The organism is Pseudomonas palmensis (assembly GCF_017848315.1).
Lineage (GTDB): Bacteria > Pseudomonadota > Gammaproteobacteria > Pseudomonadales > Pseudomonadaceae > Aquipseudomonas > Aquipseudomonas palmensis.
The window spans coordinates 88,140-110,874 of the sequence record NZ_JAFKEC010000012.1; the positions used below are offsets into that span (position 1 = coordinate 88,140).

Below are 22,735 nucleotides of genomic sequence, written 5' to 3' on the forward strand. Positions count from 1 at the left end.
GCTTCAAGCTGGTGTTCCGCGCCAGCTTTATTTGGAAACAATCCCAAAAATTTTCAGTTGATGTCGCATATCAATTACAAGATGTCGTACATAATTTATCAGTGGATTCATGGTAAGGGAATGTTGGCATGCTGCTTGCTCCGCTCTGACGGCGCCTGTTTGGCGTTAATTTCAAATCATAGAGTGCATGAGGAAGGGTTATGAGTGATTTTCAACGGCAGGAGTTTCGTAAGATTCGCGTTGCGGCAGTTCAAGCTGAGTCTGTATTTCTTGACTTGGATGCAACAACGCAGTTGGCCTGTCAGCTTATTGCCCAGGCAGCGACAAATGGAGCTGATTTGATTGCATTTCCCGAAGCTTTTATACCTACATTCCCCAATTGGTATGAAAGTATGGGTGAAGGCATAATTGCCAGAGAGCTTGATAAACGGCTATTCCTAAGCTCGGTCGAGGTGCCAGGTGAACACATCCAGGCAATTGCGGAGGCATGTCGCCGAGGGTCCATAAACGCTGTGGTTGGAATCAATGAGCGGATGAGCGGGACGACCGGTACAATGCACAATACACAGGTGCATATTACCAGCGAGGGTGTCATCGCAGGAAAGCATCAGAAATACGTTGCCACAACTGGAGAGCGTCAAATACACACACCAGGGAAAACGGGGCACTACAATTCATTTAAAACTGAGTTCGGAGTGGTGTCAGGACTGATTTGCGGTGAGAATTCAAATATGCTGGGGGCGTACGCGGCCGCGGTAAATTATCCAGTAGTGCATGTAGCTTCATGGCCTTCGTATTTCCATCCCTATTTTCATATGCAGCACGCTATACTGACAGCCACTGGCGGTCTAGCTTACTCTTTAAAAAGTTTTGTGATCAATTCCGTTTCTCGCGTTTCATCAGCTTACATAGAAGCTGTGGCGCAAAATGAGAATGAGCTTGAGTTTTTGCTGGAGCAGCAGCGATTCAAACCTGGTGCGACAGTGCTTGATCCATCCGGGAAAGTAATTGCTGATGGCACTGGTTGCGCGGCTCCACTGCTTTTCGCTGATATAGATCTCGCAGATGTGATTATCCCAAAAATGATCATAGACTCCGCTGGTCACTATAATCGGCCTGAAATTTTCGCACCACTCTTTAACGGATTGTAATGGCGATAAGCCATTCGTCAAGGGCGGGTGGCTTGTTTTTCGTTTCCGTATGTGGTCGATTAAATGTCAATTATATTACTAGGTCGTCGGCGCTGCCATAGTGTATAAAGTTTCTGCTGGGAGTTGTATGGCCAAGTCGGGCTCTCACATCAATGGTAGTCTCGGTTTTCGCAATGCCCGAATTATTTGTTCTTTCTATACGACTCGGGTGTCATTCCTGTCAGGCGGCGGAACATGTTGATAAAAACAGATGGTGAAGAATATCCCAGTTCCCATGAGATTTGCTGAATGGTTAGCCCCTCATCAAGACCTTCTAGAGCTCGCATGTGTCGTGCACGTTGCTGCCATTCTCCAAAACCGATACCAAGTTCGGCGAGGCACTTCCTTTCAAGGGTTCTCGCTGTCATGTGAAACTTTTTCGCTACTTCTTCGGTAGAACGCTTGTCTTTAAGGCTGGAGGTAACATCATTCAATATCTCACTAAGAGTCTCTGTATTCGAATACGGTAGGTACGACGATATGATTTTCGAGGCTGCGATTTGATCAAGGGCGACTTGGGCCATTCTCAGTTCTTGAATAGTGCTGGGAGAATTGACAGAAATTCTCGCGAATTCATTGAGAATTGCTTTCAGTAATTCGCTCATTGACATAGCACAAGGTCTTCCCGGTAGTGTTTCCGAAATACTATTTGAGAGGTAGACGCTCCGATATATCGATGAGACTCTATTGAATGACTTATGTGGTCGGTGAGGTGGGATCCAGACCGCATAATGCGGTGGAGATATAAACCGCTCACCACTAATTTCTAAATTCATGACACCCTGTGCAACGTAGTTAAGTTGGCCCCATGGGTGGGCGTGCTCTATCCATTCCGCCGGATCGAGATTTTGATGGCGGAAATAGATGTCACCGTTGAACTCTGAGAATTTCGGTATACCGTCGCTTTTCACGATCATGTCGGATTAACACCATAAATTGTCGTGTTTGAATGATTTTCGTCGGATGGCTTACGTTTCATAATAGCAAAAAATCTTATAGGGATAAACTGCGTGAACTATTTTTATCCAGTGATAGCTGCTTTCTTGTGGGGGAGTAACACGATTATCACTAAGCTATGTGCAAATGTTCTATCTCCAGTCGAAATCGGCTTCTACCGTTGGCTAGTTGCTGCATTGATTCTAACGCCTGTCGTCATTAAGTCGATTATCATCGATTATCATGTGCTAAAATCGTGTCTTCCCAAACTGTGCGTCCTCGGATTTTTGGGTGGGGTAGTGTTTCAGTGTTTGGCTTACTATGCCGCGCATTATACAACAGCGACCAACATGGGGATCATCCAGTCTCTAATGCCGATAATGGCCTTGATCCTTTCTGTAGCTTTTCTTAATAGTGCGGTCAGTGTCGGAGGCATATTAGGTGTGGTTGTCTCTGCAGTGGGTGTTGTAGTAGTGGTTTCTCGAGGTGATTTTATCGTCTTTGTCGAGCATGGGATCAATCGAGGAGACCTTCTAATGCTCGTTGCGACCTTGGCGTTTTCCTTTTACGGATTTTATGTTCATAAGTGGAGGCTGAATGTACCGCTTTTACAATCGGTCTATATTCAGGCGGTGGTGGCAACAATAGTGCTTCTTCCTTTGTTTGTTGTGACTCCAAAAAATCAGATAAGCGCTGAGTCAAGCTTCTATATAGCATTTGCCGGTGTGGCGGCTTCAATTTTTGCCCCGCTTTTGTGGATGCATGGTATTTCTAAAATTGGAGCTGCGAGGGCTTCCTTGTTTTTTAATCTAGTTCCTGTCACCACTGCTCTTCTCGCTGTTGCTTTGTTGGATGAAAAAATGACTGTCAGCGTTTTGGTGGGCGGCGGGTTGTCCATTTTAGGCGTACTAATAGCTGAAGTCTTTAGGCCTAAAAGCGCCTAGAGCACTAGGCGGTTTGAATTACGTTACGCTCGGGTAGATTTGCTAACTGTAAGTGGGATTGTTGGGATAAATTCCTCTGTAGTAGATCTAGTTAGATGATTGCGTTTTACGCGGCCGCTTGTGAAGTAGAGGCGGTCGGCGAGTTGTAAGGCTTGAGATCAGCATGGGCACAGTTGACATTGCATTGAGCTACCGTAACATACTTAGTTCTCCGCGGGACATACCGACTGGTTTGAAATTAGAGCATGTCTTCGCTATCCATTATCAACAGGGTTGCTCATCCCGTATCTTATTGCCTCACTCCTCGCCGCTGATCGAAGCGAGACATGCCCTCAGGGTTATCAAGCACCAGGTTGTGCGGGCGAACAATGGACATCGCGGCTTGTTAGTTAGCCAAGACGTATATAGCGGCTTGCCTCATTCGATTACCCCGATGTGCACGCGCCCTCACAATTGCTCTATCACCAGCATCGGCGGCACTAAGCGACCCGCACGGCCGGTGCGCTTGGCGCTAACGGTCATCTACACTCCATCCAGCAACATGCGCCGCTGTGGCCGTGCGAACCCTTCCGTTTGAAGCTGTCGATGCATAAAGTCACACTTTCACGGGCTCGGCGTCGACGCAGCGTGGCAGCAGGTGACCACCGACAGCGAACGGAGGCTGGAAGAGTTCGCAGAGGGGCGGTAGCAGGATGAGCCCCGCGTGATGTGCGATTCCGACTCGCTGGCGTACCTGCTTGGGCAACTGCGCGGCAGGAATTTCTCCGGCAAATCACTAGTGCAGGTTCGCTGATGAATACAAAACGAAAGGGCAGGCGCAAGAAAGTCCCGATCGTCGCAGTGCTGGAGCTCTAACATATTGGATGCTCCAAGAGCGCGATATGCTCCGGGTAAAGCCCCGCGGTGGCCGTGAAGTGGGCCGGGACCAGCCGCACCCGCGCTAGGGGGCTCGTTGTCTCCCCAGTTCTATCCCATGGCTATCTTGGCCGACGTCATTACCCGTACCGGCAGCGAGGACGTGCGGGGCTAAGGCCGCTAGGCCCGCACTCCCCCCGCATCACTAGCGTCTTGTTGTGGGTAGGCACCGGCGTCGAAGGCAGGCGTTACGAACTGAGCTGACGCGCCGGGTTTTCCTTTCCCGCTCCGTACCGACTTGCCACCGCATCAAATAAGGATGTTCTACCATGCCCCGTATTCTGACAGAGAACGGTTCTTCGCTCGCAACACTTAGGTTGGTCGCGCTCGTCACGGCTGTGGTGTTCGGGCTTCCCGCCCGCGCTGATCTGACGACCACGACCACGACCAGCGCCGAGCAGCCCGGGACCGGCCCCGTAGCACTCGGTGTGGTCCCAGCCAAGGCAACCTGTGCTGATCTGGCCGGCGTCGACCTGACCGCCATCGGCGGCGCGGGCAGCACTATCACCGCAGCGATCGAGACCACCACCCAGGCGGGCATTGCCGTCTGCGCGGTCGAAGGCACGCTCGCCCCGGCGATCAACTTCGCTATGCAGTTACCGACCGCAAGCTAGACGCAGCGCTACCTGCAGATCCGTTGCGGTGGCCTATGCGGTAGCATTGCTGGAAACGTCGGCGCCGCCGATGGCTGCGCGCCGCTGAACAGCGGCGGCTTCGTGCTTGCCGCCACCGACATGGGCCACCAGGATCAGGATGGCTCGTTCGGCCAGAACCCGGTCAAGCGCGCCGACTTCGCCCATCGCGCCCAGCACCTGACCGCTGTCGTGGCCAAGGCGCTGATCGAAGCGTTCTACGGGCAGCCGCAGAAGTACGCCTATTTCACCGGCTGCTCGGACGGCGGCCGCGAGGCGCTGATCGAGGCGCAGCGCTATCCGGACGACTTCGACGGCATCATCGCCGGCGCCGGCGCGCTGAACTTCATGGCGCAGAACGCCGTCTTCCATGCTTGGCAGGCACGCGCCAACACCGGCGCGGACGACAAGCCGATCCTACTGGCCGATCGCTTGCCTATCCTGCACCGCGCGGTGGTGGATGCCTGCGACGCACTCGACGGGCTGGAGGACGGGCTGATCGCTAACCCGCTGGCCTGCCGCTTCGACCCGGAGACGGTGCAATGCCCTGCCGACGCGGCGGATACCTCGGCCTGCCTGACAGCGGCCGAGGTGGACGTCGCGCGCAAGTTCTACGCCGGCCCGCGCGATGCCGCCACCGGCAAGGCACTGACTGCCGGCGGGCCGCAGCCTGGCTCGGAGTTGGCCTGGGCTGGCGTCTACGTGCCGCAGTCGGCTGACGATACGATCTTCAGCGAGAAGGTCAGCCTGCCGGTGCTGCGCCACATGGCCTTCGAGACTGATCCGGCGCCCGGGTTCACCCTGGCCGACATGCGATTCGACCTAGCTACCTTCGACCGGCTGCGCGTACGCCATCGCCTATTCGACGCCACCAATCCCGACCTGTCGGCCTTCGCCGGCAGGGGCGGTAAGCTGATCGTCTGGCACGGCTGGTCTGATCCGCACATCTCGCCGCTCAACAGCATCGCATACTACACGGCTGTACGGCAGCTCATGGGCGCCGAAGGCACGGACGCCTTCGCGCGCTTGTATGTCTTGCCCGGCATGTACCACTGCGCCAACGGCGAAGGGCCGCACCTGGTCGACCTGCTCACGCCGATGCTGGCATGGGTCGAGGGCGGCGTAGCACCGGACTCCATCGAAGCGCGCAGGCCGGCGCAGGCCGCCGCCAGCAACTTCGGTGCGCCGCGCGGCGCGGGCGGCCGCCGCGGCATGGGAGAGCGCCCAGCTCCGGCGCCCGGTGCGCAGGCCGCCGCACTCGGGCCCACGGTCGCCTCGGCGGGTGCGGTCGAGCGCAGTCGCCCAGTGTATCCATGGCCCTACGTAGCGGCCTGGGACGGTCAGGGCGATGCCACGCTTGTCACGAGCTATCGACGCGGCCCGGCCATCGATTTCGTCATTCCCGACTGGGCAGGCGCCGGTTTCTTCATCCCCTACGAACCGGCGGCGCAGTAGTGCCAGCCGTACCACCACCGTCCCGGAGGCGGACATGAACCGACTCACTGCCAAGGACTTCGACCCCGAGCGGCTGGAACTGTACGACGGTTACGTGCATGAGCGCCTGACCCGGCGCGACTTCCTCGACCTTGCGGCGAAGTTCGCCGTCGGGGGGCTCATAGTCGCCGCGATCCTGTCTTCGCTGAGCTCGGACTACGAGCTCGCGCAGCAGATCGCTTTCACTGATCCGGAGATCTGCGCCCAGTACATCCGCTATCCTTCGCCGAACGGCCACGGTGAGGTGCGCGGCTATCTGGTGCGACCGGCCGGGTGCTCGGCGTGGCCGTCGTGCACGAGAACCGCGGCCTGAATCCATACATCGAAGACGTGGCGCGGCGCCTGGCCAAGGCCGGGTTCCTCGCGACGGAGCCTTACGGTCTGAGTTCGGTCGGCGGCTATCCCGGAAAGGACGACGAAGGTCGGCGCCTGCAGCAGCAGGTCGATCCGCAAAAGCTTATGAATGATTCCTTTGCCACGATCGAATACCTGCAAGCAAACGAGCTAACCACTGACAAGATCGGCATCACCGGCTTCTGCTATGGCGGCGGTGTCACCAACGCGGCGGTCGTGGCTTACCCGAAGTCGGCTGAGGCGTTGCCGTTCTACGGCCGTCAGGCCAAGCCGGAAGACGTACTGCGCATCAAGGCGCCGATGCTGCATTTCGCCGAGATGGACCCGAATGTCAACGCCACCTGGCCGGCCTACGAGGTGTCCCTGAAAGCGGCCGGCAAGACTTATGAGGCCATGCCTATCCGGGCTAATTACGGCTTTCACAACGACTCTACTCCGCGCTACGAAGAGGTGGCCGCCAAGCTGGCCTGGGATCGCTCCCTCGCGTGGTTCCAACGTTACCTGAGCTGAGTGGTCGTATCGTATCTTCGTGATATTAGTTTTAATGATGTAAAAAATAAAAACATAGGATTGGATTTATTTCTGTTTGGCCACCACCATAGTACTCATGCCGAGAGGCTTCGCAGCGAGAAATGCCTCCTGTGTCGCCGCAAAAGCAACAACGAGCCGAACGGCTCTACTCATCGATTTCAGGAGTATTTCCATGACTATGAACGCAATCTACTGGCCCGAAGGCTACGTCCCGGGCTTCACCGAGAACTTCGCTTCCAACGAGGTCATCGTCGCCGGCCTGAGCGCCGCCGACGTGTGGCCGCTGCTGGCCGAACCGGCTAAGTGGCCGAGCTACTACGCCAATTCTGCCAACGTGCGTTTCCACGACGGCAAGGGACCGGTGCTGGCAGACGGCGATCGCTTCTATTTCGAAACCTTCGGCTTCCCGGTCGAGGCGCAATGCAACGAGTACGTCCCGCCGGCGGCCGGCCAGCCCGGTCGCGTGGCCTGGCACGGCTGGGCCGGCGAAATCGGCGCCGACGACCGCCTGGACGTGCACCACGCTTGGCTGGTCGAAGACCTGGACGGCGGCCGCGTGCGCATCCTCACTCAGGAAACTCAGAAGGGCAAACCGGCCGCCGAATTGCACGTCGCCAAGCCCAACCCGATGATCAACGGACATCAGGACTGGCTGGATGGCCTGGTGGCCGCTGCTCGCGCTGCCAAGGAGACAAAGTAATGAAGGCCGTCGTCGTTCGTGCGCCGGGTGGGCTGGATCGCCTCGAAGTCGGTGAACTGCCCGATCCCGGCCAACCCGGGCCAGGCCAGATCCGCGTCGCCGTGCACGCCACCTCGTTGAACTTCCACGACTTGCTGGTCGCTAACGGCGGCATTCCCGCTGACGACGGCCGGGTGCTCATGTCCGATGCCGCCGGCGTGGTCGAGGCCGTGGGCGCGGGTGTGAGCGAGTTCAAGCCTGGTGACCACGTGGTCTCCGGCTTCTTCCCGCAGTGGGCCGACGGCCTGCCGTTCGAGGCTGTCGGCAACTTCCGCGGCACGCCAGGCGATGGCCTCGATGGCTATGCCACCGAAGTCGCCGTGCGCGCAGCTACCGACTTTACCTTGGCCCCGCGTGGCTGGAGCCATGCCGAGGCGGCTACCATCACCACCGCCGGGCTTACCGCCTGGCGTGCGCTGGTGGTCGATGGCCGACTCAAGGCCGGCGCCAGTGTGCTGGTGCTGGGCACCGGCGGCGTGTCGATTGCCGCGCTGCAGATCGCCAAGGCGATGGGCGCACGGGTCATCGTCACCTCGTCCTCCGACGACAAGCTAGAGCGCGCCCGTGCGCTCGGTGCCGATGAACTGATCAACTACCGGCAGGTGCCCGACTGGGGCAAGCGCGTACTGGAGCTGACCGGCGGCCACGGCGTTGACCACGTAGTCGAGGTCGGCGGGCCGGGCACGCTGGCGCAGTCGATCAAGGCCGTGCGCGTCGGCGGCCACATCGCCCTGATCGGCGTGCTGACCGGCCGCGAGGGCGCGTTGCCGGCCGCGGTGCTGATGGCCAAGCAGGCACGCCTGCAAGGTCTGATCGTCGGCAGCCGCCGCGATCAGCAGAACTACGTGGCGGCGCTGGAGCAGACCGGCATCCGCCCGGTGATCGACCGCAGCTTCCCGCTGGAGCAACTGGCCGAGGCCTTCCGCTTCCAGGAAAGCGGCGCCCACTTCGGCAAGGTGGTGGTCGAATGGTAAGGCTCGATTTGAAACGCCCAAGTGCTTTCCTGGCCGGGCTGATCGCGGCCCTGGCCGTCACGCTCATGCCAGGCTGTGCGGCGCCGCACAGTACCGGCGATGCCGTTGCCACGGGCATGCAGAACGCCATCGTCTGGCCCGAAGGCTATCTGCCCGGTACCACGAACAACTTCGTCTCCAATGAAGTGATCGTCGCCGGGCTTCGCGCGGCCGACGTGTGGCCGCTGCTGGCCGACGCGACGAAGTGGCCGAGCTACTACGCCAACTCGGCCGACGTGCGCTTCTACGACGGCAAAGGCCCGGTGTTGGCCGATGGCGACAGCTTCTTCTTCAAGACCTTCGGCTTCCCGGTCGAGGCGCAGGTCACCGAATACGTGCCCCCCGCCAACGGCCAGCCGGGCCGGGTGGCCTGGCACGGCTGGGCTGGTGAGGAAAGCAGCGCCGAGCGGCTCGACGTGATCCACGCCTGGCTGGTCGAGGATCTGCCCGGCGGCCGCGTGCGCGTGCTCACGCAGGAAAGCCAGAAAGGCAAGCCGGCGCAGGAGCTAGCCGCCAGCAAGCCAAACATCATGATAAACGGCCATCAGGATTGGTTGATAGGTCTGGTCGATGCCGCTCGCAAAAACAAGGCAAGGTGACGATTACCCGCATTCTGTGCCCAGTAGTGCTTGTCTGGCTGCACGCCAAGAAACTGGCCGGGCTATTTAGCGTGATCCCGGTTCGATGCCTGGACGGGAATGCCCTCGCATCGCCCATCCATATAGACCAAAGGAAAACATTATGAGCAAGATTGCCGTATTGGGCCTGGGCGCGATGGGATCGCGCATGGCCGCCAGCCTGATCAAGGCTGGCCATCAGGTGACCGTCTGGAATCGCAGCCCTGCCGCAGTCGAGGCGCTGGCCGCCGCCGGTGCCATGGCAGCCGCCACGCCCAGGGCCGCAGCGGACGGCGCCGAGTTCGTGATCGCGATGGTGCGCGACGACGAGGCCTCGCGCGACGTCTGGCTCGATGCCGAGCGTGGCGCGCTGAAAGGCATGGCCGAGGGCGCGATCGCCATCGAGAGTTCGACGCTGACTCCGCGATGGGTGCGCGAGCTGGGCCAGCAGGCCGTCGCGCGTGGCACTGCATTGCTGGAGGCGCCGGTATCCGGCTCGCGTCCGCAGGCCGAGGCCGGTCAACTGGTCTACTTGGCCGGCGGCGACGCGCAGGTGCTGGAGCGCGCCCGTCCGGTGCTGGCCGCCATGGGCTCGGCCGTGCATCATGTCGGCGCGCTGGGAGACGGCGCGCTGACCAAGCTGGCCACCAACGCCCTGCTGGGCATCCAGGTCACCGCGCTGGCCGAGATCATCGGCCTGCTGCGGCGCAACGGCGTCAACGTGCAGAGGGCACTGGGCGCCATCTCCGGCACCTCGGTCTGGGCGCCGGTGGCGCACTATCTCGCCGGTAGCATGGTGGCCGGCAACTTCGCCCCACAGTTCCCGATCGAGCTGATCGAGAAGGACTTCGGCTACACCCTGCAGGCGGCTGTATCGACGCAGGCGGCGCCGACCATCGCTGCGGCGCAGGGCGTATTCCAGCAGGCCATCGCGCGCGGACTGGCCGGGCAGAACATGACCGGGGTAGTGCGCCTTTTCACGGAGTAGGCGCCGGCGTGGCTCGCACAGGGCAATACCAGGTGCGTTCCAACGCTCTGTCCGTCCCAAGCGGCCCTGGACGTTCAAGCCCTTCGGTCGGCGCACGTCTGGAACATTAGTTCGCGCAGCCAGCGATGGGCCGCGTCCCGATGCGTGCGTTCGTGCCAGGCAGCGACCTTGGTGAAACCGGGCACCTCAATGGGCGGATCGAACACCGCCAACCCAGCCATGCCGGCGACCAGCCGACTCGGCAAGATCGCCACCATATCGCTGGCTCGCAGGATCTCGGGAAGGATCAGGAAGCTTTTTACCGACAGCGTAACCTTCCTCTGCTTGCCCAGCTTCTCGAGCGCCTCATCGGTCACGCCACGGAACCCGCCGCCTGTATACGAAACAAGTGCATGATCCAATGCGCACAACTGGTTGACCGTCAGACGCTTATGCCCGTCCATGGCGGGGTGCCCTTCGCGCAGCACACAGACATAGTTTTCCTCGAACAGGTTCCGGGCATGCAGACCAGGAGGAGTGCTCTCGGGGGTCACCAAGGCCAAGTCGATATCACCGCATTCGAGTTGCGCCCGCACCTGTTTGTCATCGACCGGCAGAAGAGCGACTTGGACGTGTGGTGCTTGCAACTTGAGAGCAGTCAGGAGCGGCAGCGCGACGGCACGCAGCGCGTAATCGGTCGCTGCGATGGTAAACGTTAGTTGCGCGGTCGAGGGGTCAAAGACTGGCGGCTGGAGCAAGGCACCGATTTCGCTGATGACCTGCTTGAGCCGGGCTCTCAGTTCCAGGGCGCGCTGCGTCGGTACGACCCCGCGCTGCGCACGCACGAACAAGGGGTCTTCGAAGTTCTCGCGCAGCCGTGTCAGCATGCCGCTCATTGCCGGCTGAGTCACGCCAAGGCGGGTGGCCGCGCGAGTCACATTGCATTCGTCTAGCAATGCGTCCAAGGCCTTGAGCAGATTGAGATCCAGTGTTCTGATATCTTTCATGCTTATGCATATAAGTTGGTAAAATGACCTAACTTATATCTCCATGCTGCCTTTCAGATCAAGTATGACTTTTAAGAACTGAAATAGGGGAAGGGCACGCAACGGCCTTAAGAAGCTTCTCCCTCTTGCTGATTCGTGCCGCCGCTGTTGAACGCCCATTTTGCACGCGCAGCGAAAACTGCGTGTCGAGAATTGCTTTCTTACTGCGCCACACGAGAGCAGCATGATGATCAGAGAGGATACTTGTTCATTTCATCTGGACGCAGTTCACCTCCGACGAGGGCGTACCGACTTATCCTACGCACGGCCTTGAATTTGCGCCGCCTTGGCAAGGTCCGCGGCATGGATGCAGCGGTCATTGGACGCCACTGGTATTTGTGTTTTTTCATCGGGAGAAGCCGAGCGCACAATTTTGCTGCACAAAATCCATGTGCTTAGCACTAGCTCCCACGTGTTGTTTCGTTTCCACGTGGCCGGTTCTCCCGTCCACTCCAGATATGACGCTCAATACACACGACCCCATCAAACAGCAAACGCGCCGTCCTCACCAAGCCGCACCCCTTGATCACCCCATGTTCCAAGCTGATTTCCACCGTAAATTCACCACTCGGATGTTCCACCGCCAAACGGTGAATATCACCGCCGGACGTGCTGGCGAGGGGCTGGGCAATCGATCCTTCGATCAGGCAGGCAGTGGCGACACTCACCGCGCCAAACACCCCAATGGACGCATGGCAGCGGTGCGGGATGAACGAGCGCGTATTGATGGTGCCGCCGTTGCGCGGTGCCGACAGCAGGCACATCTTCGGGACATTGCGCTGGCTGACATCGCCCAGGTTCATGCGTGGGCCCAGTTGCAGGCGGATGGCTTCCAGGCGCGTTTTCAGTGCGCTGTCTGCCTCCAGCATTTCGCAGGGCTCGTAGCCGCTCACGCCAAGGTCTTCGGCACGCAGCAGCACCACCGGCATGCCGTTGTCGATGCAGGTGACGTCCACGCCGTCGACACGGTCACGGCTGTTGCCGGTGGGCAGCAGCATGCCGCAGCTGGCGCCAGCCACGTCGGCGAAGGTCACCACCAGCGCCGCCGCACGGCCCGGCACCCCATCGATGCGGGTATCGCCGGCATAGTCCACTTGGCCATCGATGGTCGGCACCTGGGCGACGGCGATCTGCCCGGTGTTCTCCATGAAGATGCGCACCGGCGTGCTCGAGCCGCTGGCGGCCACCAGGCCGCGCTCGATGGCGAACGGTCCTACGCCGGCCAGAATGTTGCCGCAGTTCTGCCCATAGTCCACCCGCGCCTCGTCTACCACCACCTGAGCGAACAGGTAGTCGACGTCGGCATCATCGCGCTGTGAGGCGCGGATCATGGCGACCTTGCTGGTGAGCGAGTCGGCGCCGCCGATGCCGTCGATCTGCCGGGCATCGGGCGAGCCCATTACCGCCAGCAACACGCGGTCACGCAGCGGCCCGGGTGCGGGCAGGTCGGCGTCCAGGAAGTACGCGCCCTTGGAAGTGCCGCCGCGCATCAGCAGGCAAGGTATGCGGGTCTGGCCCATGCTCAGTCGTCCAGGTCGCTGAGGTGGTCGACATAGCGCAATCCCTTGGCCGCCAGGCGCGGACGCATCTCGTAGATATCCAGGCCCAGCTCGCCAGCGGCCAGGCGCAGGCGCTTGCGCTCTTCCAGTTCTGCGCGCTGGGTGGCGGCGTCGAGTACCGCCTCGGCTTCGTCATGGCGTACCACAACGACACCGTCATCGTCGGCGACCACGATGTCACCGGCATTGACGAGCTGCCCGGCACACAGCAAGGGCAGGTTCACCGAGCCCAGCACCTCTTTCACCGTACCCTGGGCGTTGATGGCGCGGGACCACACGGCAAAGCCCATTTCGCGTAGCGTCTGACTGTCGCGGATGCCGGCGTCGATGACCAGGCCGCGCACGCCGCGAGCCTTGAGAGAGGTGGCCAACAGGTCGCCGAAGTAGCCATCGCTGCAAGGCGAGCTGGGCGCGACCACCAGTATGTCGCCAGGGCGGCACTGCTCCGCGGCGACATGGAACATCCAGTTGTCGCCAGGGGCCACCAGGACGGTTACTGCGCTGCCGGCCACCGCCACACCTTGCTGGATTGGGCGCACGCCGGTATTCAGCAGGCCCTTGCGAGCCTGGGCCTCATGCACCGTGGCCACACCGAGCCGGCCCAGGGCATCGACCACATGGGCATCGACGCGAGGAATGTTGCGGACCACGATGCCTGTCTTGCCGATCAGCCCGCTCATGCCAGGTTCTCCGTTACGCGTGGGAACACGCTACGCAGGCCTTCGGCGTAGACGATGTTGCGTGCGCTGGTGATGCCCACGTTACGCTTGGCCTGCACGCCGCGCTGCAGGGCCACGCGGGTGTAGTACTCCCAGAGGTGTTCCTGGCCGGCCATGCACTGGATGGCGTCATACTTTTTGTCCCACACCGGGGTGATGTCCAGGAAGGTGTCCGGGCGCCATTCGCACTGCTCGGGCTGGTGCGGCTCAAAGGCGTACACGGGCGGTGCGCCAACGATCTGCTCGCCCGGCTTGTAGCCTTCGGCCTGGGCGATGATGCGGGCTTCCTGGGCCAGGTTCATGGCCAGCGGGTGGTCGTAGTTGTAGGGGTCTTTCAGCGAATGGCTGAGGACGAACTCCGGTTGCACCCTACGGTAGACGTCGGCCAGGCGGAACAGGGTGTCCTTGTCGGCGCGCATCGGGTAGTCGCCGATATCGAAGAATTCCACGCTGGCGCCGAGGATTTCGGCTGCTGCCATGGCTTCCTCACGGCGTGCATCCTTGACCTTGGCTTCGGTCATTTCACCCTTGCGCCACAGCTTGGCAGACTCGCCACGCTCACCGAACGACAGGCAAACCACGTGCATGGCATAGCCTTGCTCAGCGTGCAGCGCAATGGCGCCACCGGCACGCCAGACAAAGTCGGCGGAATGTGCACTGACCACCAGGGCGGCTTTTTGTGGGGTATTCATTGTTCGTAGGCTCCTGCAGTGGGGGTTGATGCAGGATGTCATCGGCCTGCGCACGGCACTAATGCGTTCACTTGCAACGGTTATGCGTTTTATTTATTGCCTGGCAAGCGAGGTATGGGCATAGTCGCCCCAGTCACGAGCCGGGCGCCGGGGGAAACCATATGATCGACGTCGAACTGCCCAACCTGATGCAAGTACGTGCGTTCATCGGGGTCGCCGAGTTGGGCAGCGTTTCGCGGGCAACGCAGGTGTTGTTCCGGGCGCAGTCCGTGGTCACCCGCGCCATCGCCGAGCTGGAGGCGCGGTTCGCTGTTCCGCTGTTCGAGCGCCATGCCAATGGCATGCGCCTGACCGACTATGGCGAGTGCCTGCTGCCGCGTGCGCAGCGCGTGCTGGCGGAACTGGACGGTGTGCCGGGGTTGCTGGGCACCGCGCAGGGCGAGCCCCTGTATCTGTTTCAGGCGCGGCGGCTGCAGGTGTTCGTGAAACTCTGTGAAACACGGCACATGCAAACCGTGGCGCGGCACTTCGGCCTTAGCCAGCCGGCCGTCAGTGCTGCGTTGAAAGTGCTCGAAGGCGGGTGCGGGCAGCCCTTGTTCGTGCGCACGTCGCGCGGCCTGCAGCCCACTGTGGCCAGCCGGGACATTCTTTTCCCCATCCGCCGGGCGCTGAACGAGTTGCGCCACATGGACAGTGACCTGAGTGCGATGCAAGGCACCCTGCGCGGGGTGGTGCATGTCGGCGCGTTGCCGTTGGGCCGCTCGCGCATTCTGCCGGAGGCCATTTTGCGTTTTACCGCCCAGCATCCACAGGTCCGGGTGGTGACCAACGAAAGCCCGTTCGACCTGCTGGCAACCGAATTGCGGGTAGGGGATGTGGACTTCGTGCTGGGCGCCTTGCGGCCTCACGACTATGCCAGCGACCTGGTGGGCGAGCCGCTCATCGACGAGGAAATGGTGCTGCTGGCCCGCCGCGGGCACCCGTTGTTGCACACACACCTGACGCTCAAGGGCGTGCACCAGGCGCGCTGGGTGTTGCCGCGGGCCGGCTCGCCGGCCCGCTGGCTGCTCGACAACTGCTTCGCCGCCGCTGGTTTGGCTGCGCCGTGGCCGGTGGTGGAAAGCGCTGATCTGGCGGTTATCCGTGGCCTGCTGGTGCGTTCAGACATGCTGGCGGCGGTGTCTGCGCACCAGTTGGCGTACGAGATTGCCAGCGGCGAGCTGCAACGCCTGCCGCTGGCACTGCCCGGTACTGCCCGCGCAATCGGCCTCATGCAGCGCAGTGGCTGCCTGCAGTCACCGGCGGCGGTCGCGCTGATGGCTTGTATCCGCCAGGTGATCACCGAGCAGGCATGAGCCCGGCAGGTGCTTTACAGCAGGCTCAGCGGGTAGCTGACGATCAGCCGGTTCTCGTCGAAACTGTTGGTGCTGCCCCAGTCCCGGCGCTGGCTTGAGTTGCGCCACTTGAGGTTAAGGGCCTTGAACGGCCCGGACTGGATCACATAGGCCAGTTCGCTTTCGCGGCCCCACTCGGTGCCGTCCTGGGTGCTGGCGTTGTGCACGTTGTCACCGTGGATATAGCGGTTCATCAGGGTCAGGCCGGGTATGCCGAGCACCACGAAGTTGAAGTCGTGGCGCACCTGCCAGGAGCGTTCCCGGGCGCTTTCGTAGCTTGAACCGAAGGCGTCGTTGGCCAGCGTGCCGCCGCTGGCGCCGTTGACCCGGAACCATTCATCATCGCCCATGACCTTCTGCAAGCCGACGTAGAACGTGTTGCCACCCAGCTTCGCCGAGAACAGGCCCGAAGCGGTGCGGTTGTCCAGTTCACCTGCCTTGGCACCGCCGTCGTCCTTGCCCCAGAAGTAGCCCAGGTTGGCGCCCAGTACCCAGTTGCCCAGCGGCTGTTGATGCTGCACCTGGAAGTAGCGTTGCTGGTAGATGTCTTCCAGCTGGGCGTACCAGGCGCCGACCAAGGTGCGCTCCTGGTTGAAGCGGTATTCGCCACCGGCGAAATTGAAACGGTCCGAGGTGTACGCGGTGCGGGTGAACAGGCTCATGTCCTGCATGCTGGCGTCGTTGCGCGTGCTGTTCTGGCGGAACTGGCCGCCATACAGGCTCAGGCCGGCCAGCTCGTTGGAGGTGACCTGGGCGCCCTGCAAGGTTTGTGGCAGCGAGCGGCCGTCATCGGCGCGCAGGATGGGCAGGGCGGGCGACCATTCACCGACCTTCAGTTCGGTCTTGGAGACCCGCATCTTGCCCGCCAGCGCTGTACGGCCAAAGTCGTCCGCCGGGCGCCCGTCGTCGTGAACAGGTAGCAATTGCGTGCCGGCGGTGCCCTTGCCGCCATCGAGTTTGATGCTGTAAAGCCCCAGCACGTCGACGCCGAACCCGATCACGCCGGGGGTGAAGCCGGACTTGAAGTCGAGGATGAAACTTTGTGTCCATTCCGCGGCCTTGCCTTGGTTTGTCGTGCCCATGTAGTCGCGGTTCATGTAGAAGTTACGCAGTGTCAGCGTTGCCTTGGCGTCGTCGATGAAGCCTTCGGCCGAGGCTTGCAGGGGTAGGCTGGCTGCCAGTGCAAACGTGGGGACGAGCGGGTACAGGGTGCGGCATTTCATTATTTTTATTCTCCAGTGATGGGCGAAGCGCTGCCCGCAGCGGCGCATCGGCGCTGGGCAGGTTGAATCAGGGAGCGGCGGGGGCGGCGCGGCGCGCGCCGTCACACGATCAAGCGGGAGGCAGGGTAAGTCGGGGCATGGGGCGGATTCCGTTTATGGTTTTTGTGGAATTCCAAAGGGCCAGGGCGCCGGGGCTCGGCCCCGGAGCGGGCTGCGTCGATCAGCTGGACGCCTTGCCGGCCACAGAGTAGCGAACCTGCTGGTTACGGGTCTTCATGAAGTCTTCGATGCTCTGCCCGCGCATGGCGGCGTAGATGTCCAGGTTGGACACGCCCAGCACTGCGCCGAGTTTTTCCAGCACGAAGAAGATCACCCCGTAGTGGATCAGCCCGCGCCAGTCGCGGCGGCGCAGCAGGTCGCTTTCCTCTTCACTCAGGCCTGCCTCGCGGTACAGCGCTTCGGGCTCGCTCAGGAAGCGCTGGCGCCACTGCGGCTCGATCATGCGGTGCAGGAACTTGTTCAGGCGGTAGCCTTTGGCACTGCGCTCAAGGGTGTAGGGGTAGGTGCCTTCGAGCTGCTGTGCCCCCGCCAGCTGATGCTGCATGTGCTGGCGGTGACGTTCGTTGACCGGTGCCGGCAGTGCCTGGTCGCGGTTTTCCAGCAGCAGGGTGGCGATGCCGGTCATCGACGGCAGGTAGTAGCTCTGGTGCTTGCGCTCGACATTGGCAGACAACGCGGCACGCATGATCAGCCAGGTGATCACCTCGGCGCCTTCCATGCCGCCGAGCGTGGCGTACTCGGCCAGCGTCATCTCGGTAAGGCGCTGCGGGTCGTTGACCAGCAGGTCGAGGAACTGCGCGTCCCACTCAGGGTTGTTGAAACCGCAACGCTCGCCATGCACCTGGTGTGATACCCCACCGGTGGCGACGATCGCCACCTTGAGGTCCTCGGGGTAGCTTTCGATGGCGCGGCGCAACGCCTGGCCCAGCCTGTAGCAGCGCCGCGCCGTGGGGATCGGCAGCTGCAGTACGCCGACCTGCAGCGGCACGATCTGTACAGGCCAGCTTTCATCGCAGGGCAGCAGTGCCGACATGGGCGAGAAGAAGCCGTGGTCCAACGGCTTGTCGCGAAAGAAGCTCATGTCGAACTCATCGGCCATCAGGCTCTGGCCGATGTACCGCGACAGCGCGGCATGGCCGCCTACTGGCGGCAGGTCCCGTGGGTTGCCGCCTTCATCGGCCACTCCGTATTGCTCGTCCACGCCCAGGGTGAAGGCGCTGTAATGGTCAAAGAAGAACGAGGTGACGTGGTCGTTGAAGATGTAGAACAGCACGTCCGGCTGGCGCTGCTGCAGCCAGCTGCGGATCGGCTCGAAGCTTTCGAAGATCGGCGCCCAGGCGGCTTCTTCCTGTTTGTCGTGGTCGACGGCGAAGCCGATGGTCGGGGTATGGGAGACGGCCAGGCCACCAATGATACGAGCCATGCGAAAGTCCTCTGTTACAGGTTACGGCGCGGTTACTGCGGGGGTCGTGCGCAGCCGGGCGTGGCCGTTGGCCAGGATCGCCAGGGCAGCGGCGAATGCCGGCAGGCCGAGGAGGGTGAACAGCAGTGGCAGGCCCAGCCCCAGGCTGAGCACGGCACCACCGATGAGGGAGCCGAAAATGGCCCCGAAGCGCCCGATACCGAGCATCCAGCTTACGCCGGTGGCGCGGAATTCGGTTGGGTAGTAGCCAGGGGCGAAGGCGTTCAGGCCGGTTTGCGCGCCGCTCATGCAGAAGCCGGCAGCCGCCACGCCTACCACCAGCAGGCTCGACTCCAGGCTCAGGGCGCCCAGCGAGACGATGCACAGGCCGCCCAGGGCATAGGCGATGGCGATGACCCGGTTGGGGTTGCGCCGGTCCATGATCCAGCCGACCACGATTGCGCCCACTGCGCCGCCGATCTGGAACAGGCCGGTGATGGTGGCGGCGCGCTCGATGGACAGCCCGCCATCACGCAGCAGGGTCGGCAACCAGCCCATGGTCAGGTAGATCACCAGCAGGCCCATGAAATAGGTCAGCCACAGGGCCAGCGTGCCAAACCGGTAGCGCTCGCTGAACAGCTGACGGGCCGGTGCCTTGTGCTGCGTGGTCGGTTCGCTGACTATAAAACGGGTGCCAGCAGCGAAGCGGCCGCCGAGCTTGGCCAAGGCTGCCGCAATCTGGCTGGCCGGTGCCTGGCGCGCGGCGAGGAAGCGAGCGGACTCTGGCAGCAGCCACCACAGCAATGGCAGCAATGCCAGTGGCAGCAGGCCGCCGGCCAACAGTACCGATTTCCAGCCGTGAAGAGGGATCAGCCAGGCGGACAGAAAGCCGCCCAGCCCCGAGCCCATGTTGAAGCCGGTGAACATGATGGTGATCATCAGCGATCGGTTGCGTGTGGGCAGGTATTCGGCGAGCAGGGTGGTGCAGTTGGGCATGGCCGCACCCAGGGCAATACCGGTCAGCAGCCGCAACACCGCCAGCTCATAGGGGTTGCGGGCGAAGGCGCAGGCCAGGCTCAGCAGGCTGAAGCCGCTGACCGCGATCAGCAGCACTTTCTTGCGGCCCAACCGGTCGGCGTAGGGGCCGGCGGTCAGTGCGCCGATGGCAAGGCCGACCATGCCGGCACTCATCACAGGGCCAAAGGCGGCGCGCGACAGCCCCCAGTCCTGCATTAGCGAAGGTGCGATAAAACCCATGACGGCGACATCGAAGCCATCGAATAGCACGATCAGGAAGCACAGCGACAGGATCAACCACTGATAGGCAGCAATGGGGCGGTTGTCGATCCAGTCTTTTACATCGATGGGAGCATCGACAGGAGGCTTGAGCATGGGTAGTCACCTTTGTTTTTGTATTGGTGTGAATTCCGTCTGGTTTCCGTAAGGCTTCGAAAGCGGTACGGCCCAGCAGAAATCACCCCGCCGGACTTCGGCGTGACGGCGACTGTAATCCTCCAGTTCAGGAAGCGCTTGCGGGATTTTCTTAAGCAGGTATCGAAATTATTTATTGGGGTAGCTGCGGTATCCACCTGAGTTTGGAGGAAATCTCTTCAACGACATCTCCTAAGTCGGAAAAGAGCAACGAGTGGCCTGACCAGATAATGCAGTAAGGTGATTTGATAAATTCAGCACCGGGTATATGGTGAGTGCTCAAACAGCTTTCTCCTCACCCCCTCTCACGAAAAGCATGTTCCGGAGTCGTAACAACCCAGCCGAATCCCGATGATCAATGGTCTACAAGAGCGTTTGGACGTCTTCGTCTTTTCAACGATTGCCTGATTTTGTGCGCTTGACCTGCAATTTACGCGCGGCGAGAGGCCACCTCCAAGTGCTGTTTTAACTCATCAACCACTCGGCTAGCTCTGGAAGACAGAGGCCACTCCGATCTACAGATGAGCCAGAGCGTATCTACGACAGGATTTCCGCACTCCACTACCTGCAATGCCTCCTGCCTGTGGAACGCTTGTTTGGCAAACCTGGGAAGCACGGTGAAACCAAGGCCTCGTGATACAGGCTCCAGTATCAGATTAACCTGATTGCTGAAACCTCGCATTTGAATCTCGCGAATACTTGGGGAACCTGGATACTTGCGGCTGAGCAGGCGCGTTGCCATTCCGATTCCGTCCGGATGATTGATGAAGCCAAGTTCTACCAGTGTCTCGTACCCCGCGTACCGTGTTGCAGCGGGCAAAATTAATTCCAAGGGCTCTTCAGCAAACTTCTCCGCTTTGATCCTGTCGTTGTCCGGCTTGTATGTAAGGAGACCTATCTCGAAACGGTTGCTCAGCACTGCTTCAAGAACCTCTGTGTCGGGAGCGAATCTGTGGCGAACGGTGATGCCCGGATGAGCTTGTTGGTAGTCGAGCAGTAGCGGATAGAGGGCGAGCCCAATGCTTCCTGGGGTTACAAAGCTTACATCTCCCACGTCGAGTGCAGACGCGCGCAGTCGGGCATCAAGTGCGCGTCCCGCACGCTCCATTTCCCGGTTGTAGTCCAGCAAAGCGCTGCCTATCGGCGTCAGTTCCACGTGACGATGATGTCGAAGGAATAGGGTACCGAACTGTTGTTCAAGATTACGGATGTGCTGACTCACAGCAGCCTGGGTAAGGCCCAGATACTCGGCGGTGCGTGTGAAGTTACCGAGCTCTGCGAGCACCGCGAAAGATTTCAACCACTGAGGATTAATCATCATAAATTCTTATCATAGTGATAACGCATGCATGATTTCCATTATACGTCGAGACGGTTAGGGTTGGTGAAAACCAATTTAGGATCTCACCGTCATGCCCGTTTACCCACGCAATTTTTCCCACATCGGCCTGTCGGTAACCGACCTGGATGGCGCCGTGAAATTCTACACGGAGGTGCTTGGTTGGTACCTGATCATGCCTCCGACCACCATCAGCGAAGATGAAAGCGCGATCGGTGTGATGTGCACGGACGTGTTCGGCGCAGGCTGGGGCTCGTTCCGCATTGCCCACCTGTCCACCGGCGATCGCGTTGGGGTGGAAATCTTCGAGTTCCGCAATGCGCAGCGCCCAGAGAACAACTTCGAATACTGGAAGACCGGGGTCTTTCACTTCTGCGTGCAGGATCCCGATGTCGAGGGCCTAGCCGCCAGGATCGTCGCAGCGGGTGGTAAGCAGCGCATGCCGGTGCGCGGATACTTCCCCGGCGAGAAACCTTATCGAATGGTCTATATGGAAGACCCGTTCGGCAATATCCTCGAAATCTACAGCCACAGCTATGAGCTGACCTATTCTGAGGGAGCCTACCACTCATGACGTTGGCAACGACACACCGTGCATTCACTTGGCATGGCAGCGCCGACCCAGCCGCACTGCAACTGATCGACTGCCTCCTGCCGCAACCGGAAGCGGGCGACGTGCTGATCCGCAATGTGGTCATCGGCCTCAATCCAGTCGATTGGAAGGTGCTGGGTGGCGGCCTGGTGAACTGGCAGCCCGGGCATGTTCCGGGTGTCGATGGCGCCGGGGTGGTGGTCGCCGTAGGCAACGGAGTGTCGCCGGCCTGGATCGGCCAGCGTGTCGCCTACCACCAGGACCTGGCGCGTCATGGCAGCTTTGCTGAACACACGCCGGTGAAGGCACGCGCGGTGCTGCGCATCCCGGCCGATGTCAGTTGGGAAGACGCTGCCGGCCTGCCGTGTCCAGGGCTTACGGCCTGGTTGGCACTGGAGAAGTTGCCCGCCGCCTGCCAGACCCTGCTGGTCGGCGGAGCCGGTGGTTCGGTGGCTCATCATCTGATCCAGCTGGCCGTGCGACGCGGCTTGCGAGTCTTCGCCCTGAGCAACCCGCGGCATGTGCAGCGGCTGAAGGCGTTAGGGGTAAGCGAATGCCTGCCAGGCCCGCTAGATGCACCTTGGCAAGCGCCCGAACGCTTCGACGCGGTGATCGACATGGTCAACGCCCAGCATGCGGGCTGGCTGACGCCGGCACTGCGTACCAGCGGGCATCTGGTGTGCGTGCAGGATCGGCTGGCGGCCTCGCCGATTGCGCCGTTCACGCGCGCGTTGTCGTTGCACGAGGTGGCGCTTGGAGCGTCGCACCCATATGGCGATGCGCGTACCTGGGAAGAACTGGTCGATGCTGGCGAGCGCATGTTCGCAGCGCTAGGGCGGGGGCAGTGGGCGCAGGACAGTTTCAATAGGGTGCCGTTCGAGCAACTGGCAGTTCATTTGAGAGGCTTACAGTCGCGCAGCTATAGCGGCAAGGGATTGGTTCGGGT

18 protein-coding genes and 2 pseudogenes are annotated in these 22,735 nt (G+C 60.9%); 11 read left to right on the forward strand and 9 right to left on the reverse strand.

Annotation, left to right across the window (positions count from 1 at the left end):
* The first annotated feature begins 200 nt into the window (after nt 1-200).
* A complete protein-coding gene (locus JZZ72_RS09880; protein WP_210014385.1) occupies nt 201-1,151 on the forward strand; it encodes a nitrilase-related carbon-nitrogen hydrolase in 951 nt (316 codons plus the stop codon).
* Nucleotides 1,152-1,333: 182 nt separating this feature from the next.
* On the opposite strand, the gene JZZ72_RS09885 is transcribed toward JZZ72_RS09880, so the two are convergent.
* Nucleotides 1,334-2,107, reverse strand: a complete 774-nt coding sequence (locus JZZ72_RS09885) for an AraC family transcriptional regulator (RefSeq protein ID WP_210014386.1) — start codon at nt 2,105-2,107, stop codon at nt 1,334-1,336.
* A 93-nt stretch (nt 2,108-2,200) separates the two neighbouring features.
* Here JZZ72_RS09885 and JZZ72_RS09890 point away from each other — a divergent pair, with 93 nt between their 5' ends.
* The 7 genes and pseudogenes from JZZ72_RS09890 to JZZ72_RS09920 all read left to right on the forward strand — a co-directional run bounded on the left by JZZ72_RS09890 (nt 2,201) and on the right by JZZ72_RS09920 (nt 10,353).
* Nucleotides 2,201-3,070, forward strand: coding sequence for a DMT family transporter (locus tag JZZ72_RS09890; protein WP_210014387.1), 870 nt, complete (start codon nt 2,201-2,203; stop codon nt 3,068-3,070).
* Between the two features lie 1,184 nt (nt 3,071-4,254).
* A pseudogene (locus tag JZZ72_RS09895) lies at nt 4,255-6,072 on the forward strand (tannase/feruloyl esterase family alpha/beta hydrolase).
* Between the two features lie 34 nt (nt 6,073-6,106).
* Nucleotides 6,107-6,975 (forward strand): annotated as a pseudogene (gene yghX / locus JZZ72_RS09900) (YghX family hydrolase).
* Between the two features lie 193 nt (nt 6,976-7,168).
* Nucleotides 7,169-7,696, forward strand: coding sequence for an SRPBCC family protein (locus JZZ72_RS09905; RefSeq protein WP_236066253.1), 528 nt, complete (start codon nt 7,169-7,171; stop codon nt 7,694-7,696).
* A complete protein-coding gene (locus JZZ72_RS09910; protein WP_210014388.1) occupies nt 7,696-8,709 on the forward strand; it encodes a zinc-dependent alcohol dehydrogenase family protein in 1,014 nt (337 codons plus the stop codon). Before JZZ72_RS09905 ends, JZZ72_RS09910 begins: the two co-directional genes overlap by 1 nt.
* Nucleotides 8,703-9,347, forward strand: a complete 645-nt coding sequence (locus tag JZZ72_RS09915; RefSeq protein ID WP_236066254.1) for an SRPBCC family protein — start codon at nt 8,703-8,705, stop codon at nt 9,345-9,347. The genes JZZ72_RS09910 and JZZ72_RS09915 overlap by 7 nt, the downstream gene beginning before the upstream one ends.
* Before the next feature lie 142 nt (nt 9,348-9,489).
* Nucleotides 9,490-10,353, forward strand: coding sequence for an NAD(P)-dependent oxidoreductase (locus tag JZZ72_RS09920; RefSeq protein ID WP_210014389.1), 864 nt, complete (start codon nt 9,490-9,492; stop codon nt 10,351-10,353).
* A gap of 74 nt (nt 10,354-10,427) precedes the next feature.
* On the opposite strand, the gene JZZ72_RS09925 is transcribed toward JZZ72_RS09920, so the two are convergent.
* From JZZ72_RS09925 to galB, 4 genes are all read right to left on the reverse strand, one after another.
* Nucleotides 10,428-11,339 carry a LysR family transcriptional regulator gene (locus JZZ72_RS09925; RefSeq protein WP_210014390.1) on the reverse strand — a complete coding sequence of 304 codons (912 nt, stop codon included), beginning with the start codon at nt 11,337-11,339 and terminating at the stop codon, nt 10,428-10,430.
* A 440-nt stretch (nt 11,340-11,779) separates the two neighbouring features.
* A complete protein-coding gene (locus tag JZZ72_RS09930) occupies nt 11,780-12,898 on the reverse strand; it encodes a 4-oxalomesaconate tautomerase (protein WP_210014391.1) in 1,119 nt (372 codons plus the stop codon).
* A 2-nt stretch (nt 12,899-12,900) separates the two neighbouring features.
* Nucleotides 12,901-13,617, reverse strand: a complete 717-nt coding sequence (locus JZZ72_RS09935) for a 4-carboxy-4-hydroxy-2-oxoadipate aldolase/oxaloacetate decarboxylase (protein ID WP_210014392.1) — start codon at nt 13,615-13,617, stop codon at nt 12,901-12,903.
* Entirely contained in the window at nt 13,614-14,390 is a 777-nt protein-coding gene (gene galB, locus JZZ72_RS09940) for a PIG-L deacetylase family protein (RefSeq protein ID WP_210014393.1), read from the reverse strand. The genes JZZ72_RS09935 and galB overlap by 4 nt, the downstream gene beginning before the upstream one ends.
* Before the next feature lie 119 nt (nt 14,391-14,509).
* On the opposite strand from galB, the gene JZZ72_RS09945 reads away from it, so the two are divergent.
* Nucleotides 14,510-15,703, forward strand: a complete 1,194-nt coding sequence (locus tag JZZ72_RS09945) for a LysR family transcriptional regulator (protein WP_210014394.1) — start codon at nt 14,510-14,512, stop codon at nt 15,701-15,703.
* A gap of 14 nt (nt 15,704-15,717) precedes the next feature.
* Here JZZ72_RS09945 and JZZ72_RS09950 read toward each other — a convergent pair whose 3' ends face one another.
* From JZZ72_RS09950 to JZZ72_RS09965, 4 genes are all read right to left on the reverse strand, one after another.
* On the reverse strand, nt 15,718-16,965 hold the full coding sequence (locus JZZ72_RS09950; RefSeq protein WP_210014395.1) for an OprD family porin: 1,248 nt from the start codon (nt 16,963-16,965) through the stop codon (nt 15,718-15,720).
* A gap of 220 nt (nt 16,966-17,185) precedes the next feature.
* Nucleotides 17,186-18,448 (reverse strand): gallate dioxygenase, encoded by a 1,263-nt coding sequence (locus tag JZZ72_RS09955; protein ID WP_210014396.1) that lies wholly within the window; start codon nt 18,446-18,448, stop codon nt 17,186-17,188.
* Nucleotides 18,449-18,469: 21 nt separating this feature from the next.
* Complete coding sequence (locus JZZ72_RS09960; RefSeq protein ID WP_210014397.1) at nt 18,470-19,819, reverse strand: MFS transporter; 1,350 nt, start codon at nt 19,817-19,819, stop codon at nt 18,470-18,472.
* Nucleotides 19,820-20,288: 469 nt separating this feature from the next.
* Nucleotides 20,289-21,176 carry a LysR family transcriptional regulator gene (locus tag JZZ72_RS09965; RefSeq protein ID WP_210014398.1) on the reverse strand — a complete coding sequence of 296 codons (888 nt, stop codon included), beginning with the start codon at nt 21,174-21,176 and terminating at the stop codon, nt 20,289-20,291.
* Nucleotides 21,177-21,270: 94 nt separating this feature from the next.
* On the opposite strand from JZZ72_RS09965, the gene JZZ72_RS09970 reads away from it, so the two are divergent.
* Both JZZ72_RS09970 and JZZ72_RS09975 read left to right on the forward strand, forming a co-directional pair.
* Nucleotides 21,271-21,771, forward strand: coding sequence for a lactoylglutathione lyase family protein (locus JZZ72_RS09970; RefSeq protein WP_210014399.1), 501 nt, complete (start codon nt 21,271-21,273; stop codon nt 21,769-21,771).
* A partial coding sequence (locus JZZ72_RS09975) for an alcohol dehydrogenase catalytic domain-containing protein (protein ID WP_210014400.1) occupies nt 21,768-22,735 on the forward strand: 968 nt, incomplete at its 3' end. The genes JZZ72_RS09970 and JZZ72_RS09975, both read left to right, overlap by 4 nt.

Coding starts and splice junctions, on each gene's coding strand:
- JZZ72_RS09885 (WP_210014386.1), bottom strand. CDS start 2,107: ATGATCGTGAAAAGCGACGGTATACCGAAATTCTCAGAGTTCAACGGT.
- JZZ72_RS09935 (WP_210014392.1), bottom strand. CDS start 13,617: ATGAGCGGGCTGATCGGCAAGACAGGCATCGTGGTCCGCAACATTCCT.
- JZZ72_RS09955 (WP_210014396.1), bottom strand. CDS start 18,448: ATGGCTCGTATCATTGGTGGCCTGGCCGTCTCCCATACCCCGACCATC.
- JZZ72_RS09950 (WP_210014395.1), bottom strand. CDS start 16,965: ATGAAATGCCGCACCCTGTACCCGCTCGTCCCCACGTTTGCACTGGCA.
- JZZ72_RS09930 (WP_210014391.1), bottom strand. CDS start 12,898: ATGGGCCAGACCCGCATACCTTGCCTGCTGATGCGCGGCGGCACTTCC.
- JZZ72_RS09905 (WP_236066253.1), top strand. CDS start 7,169: ATGACTATGAACGCAATCTACTGGCCCGAAGGCTACGTCCCGGGCTTC.
- JZZ72_RS09880 (WP_210014385.1), top strand. CDS start 201: ATGAGTGATTTTCAACGGCAGGAGTTTCGTAAGATTCGCGTTGCGGCA.
- galB (WP_210014393.1), bottom strand. CDS start 14,390: ATGACATCCTGCATCAACCCCCACTGCAGGAGCCTACGAACAATGAAT.
- JZZ72_RS09965 (WP_210014398.1), bottom strand. CDS start 21,176: ATGATTAATCCTCAGTGGTTGAAATCTTTCGCGGTGCTCGCAGAGCTC.
- JZZ72_RS09970 (WP_210014399.1), top strand. CDS start 21,271: ATGCCCGTTTACCCACGCAATTTTTCCCACATCGGCCTGTCGGTAACC.
- JZZ72_RS09925 (WP_210014390.1), bottom strand. CDS start 11,339: ATGAAAGATATCAGAACACTGGATCTCAATCTGCTCAAGGCCTTGGAC.
- JZZ72_RS09920 (WP_210014389.1), top strand. CDS start 9,490: ATGAGCAAGATTGCCGTATTGGGCCTGGGCGCGATGGGATCGCGCATG.
- JZZ72_RS09915 (WP_236066254.1), top strand. CDS start 8,703: ATGGTAAGGCTCGATTTGAAACGCCCAAGTGCTTTCCTGGCCGGGCTG.
- JZZ72_RS09945 (WP_210014394.1), top strand. CDS start 14,510: ATGATCGACGTCGAACTGCCCAACCTGATGCAAGTACGTGCGTTCATC.
- JZZ72_RS09960 (WP_210014397.1), bottom strand. CDS start 19,819: ATGCTCAAGCCTCCTGTCGATGCTCCCATCGATGTAAAAGACTGGATC.
- JZZ72_RS09910 (WP_210014388.1), top strand. CDS start 7,696: ATGAAGGCCGTCGTCGTTCGTGCGCCGGGTGGGCTGGATCGCCTCGAA.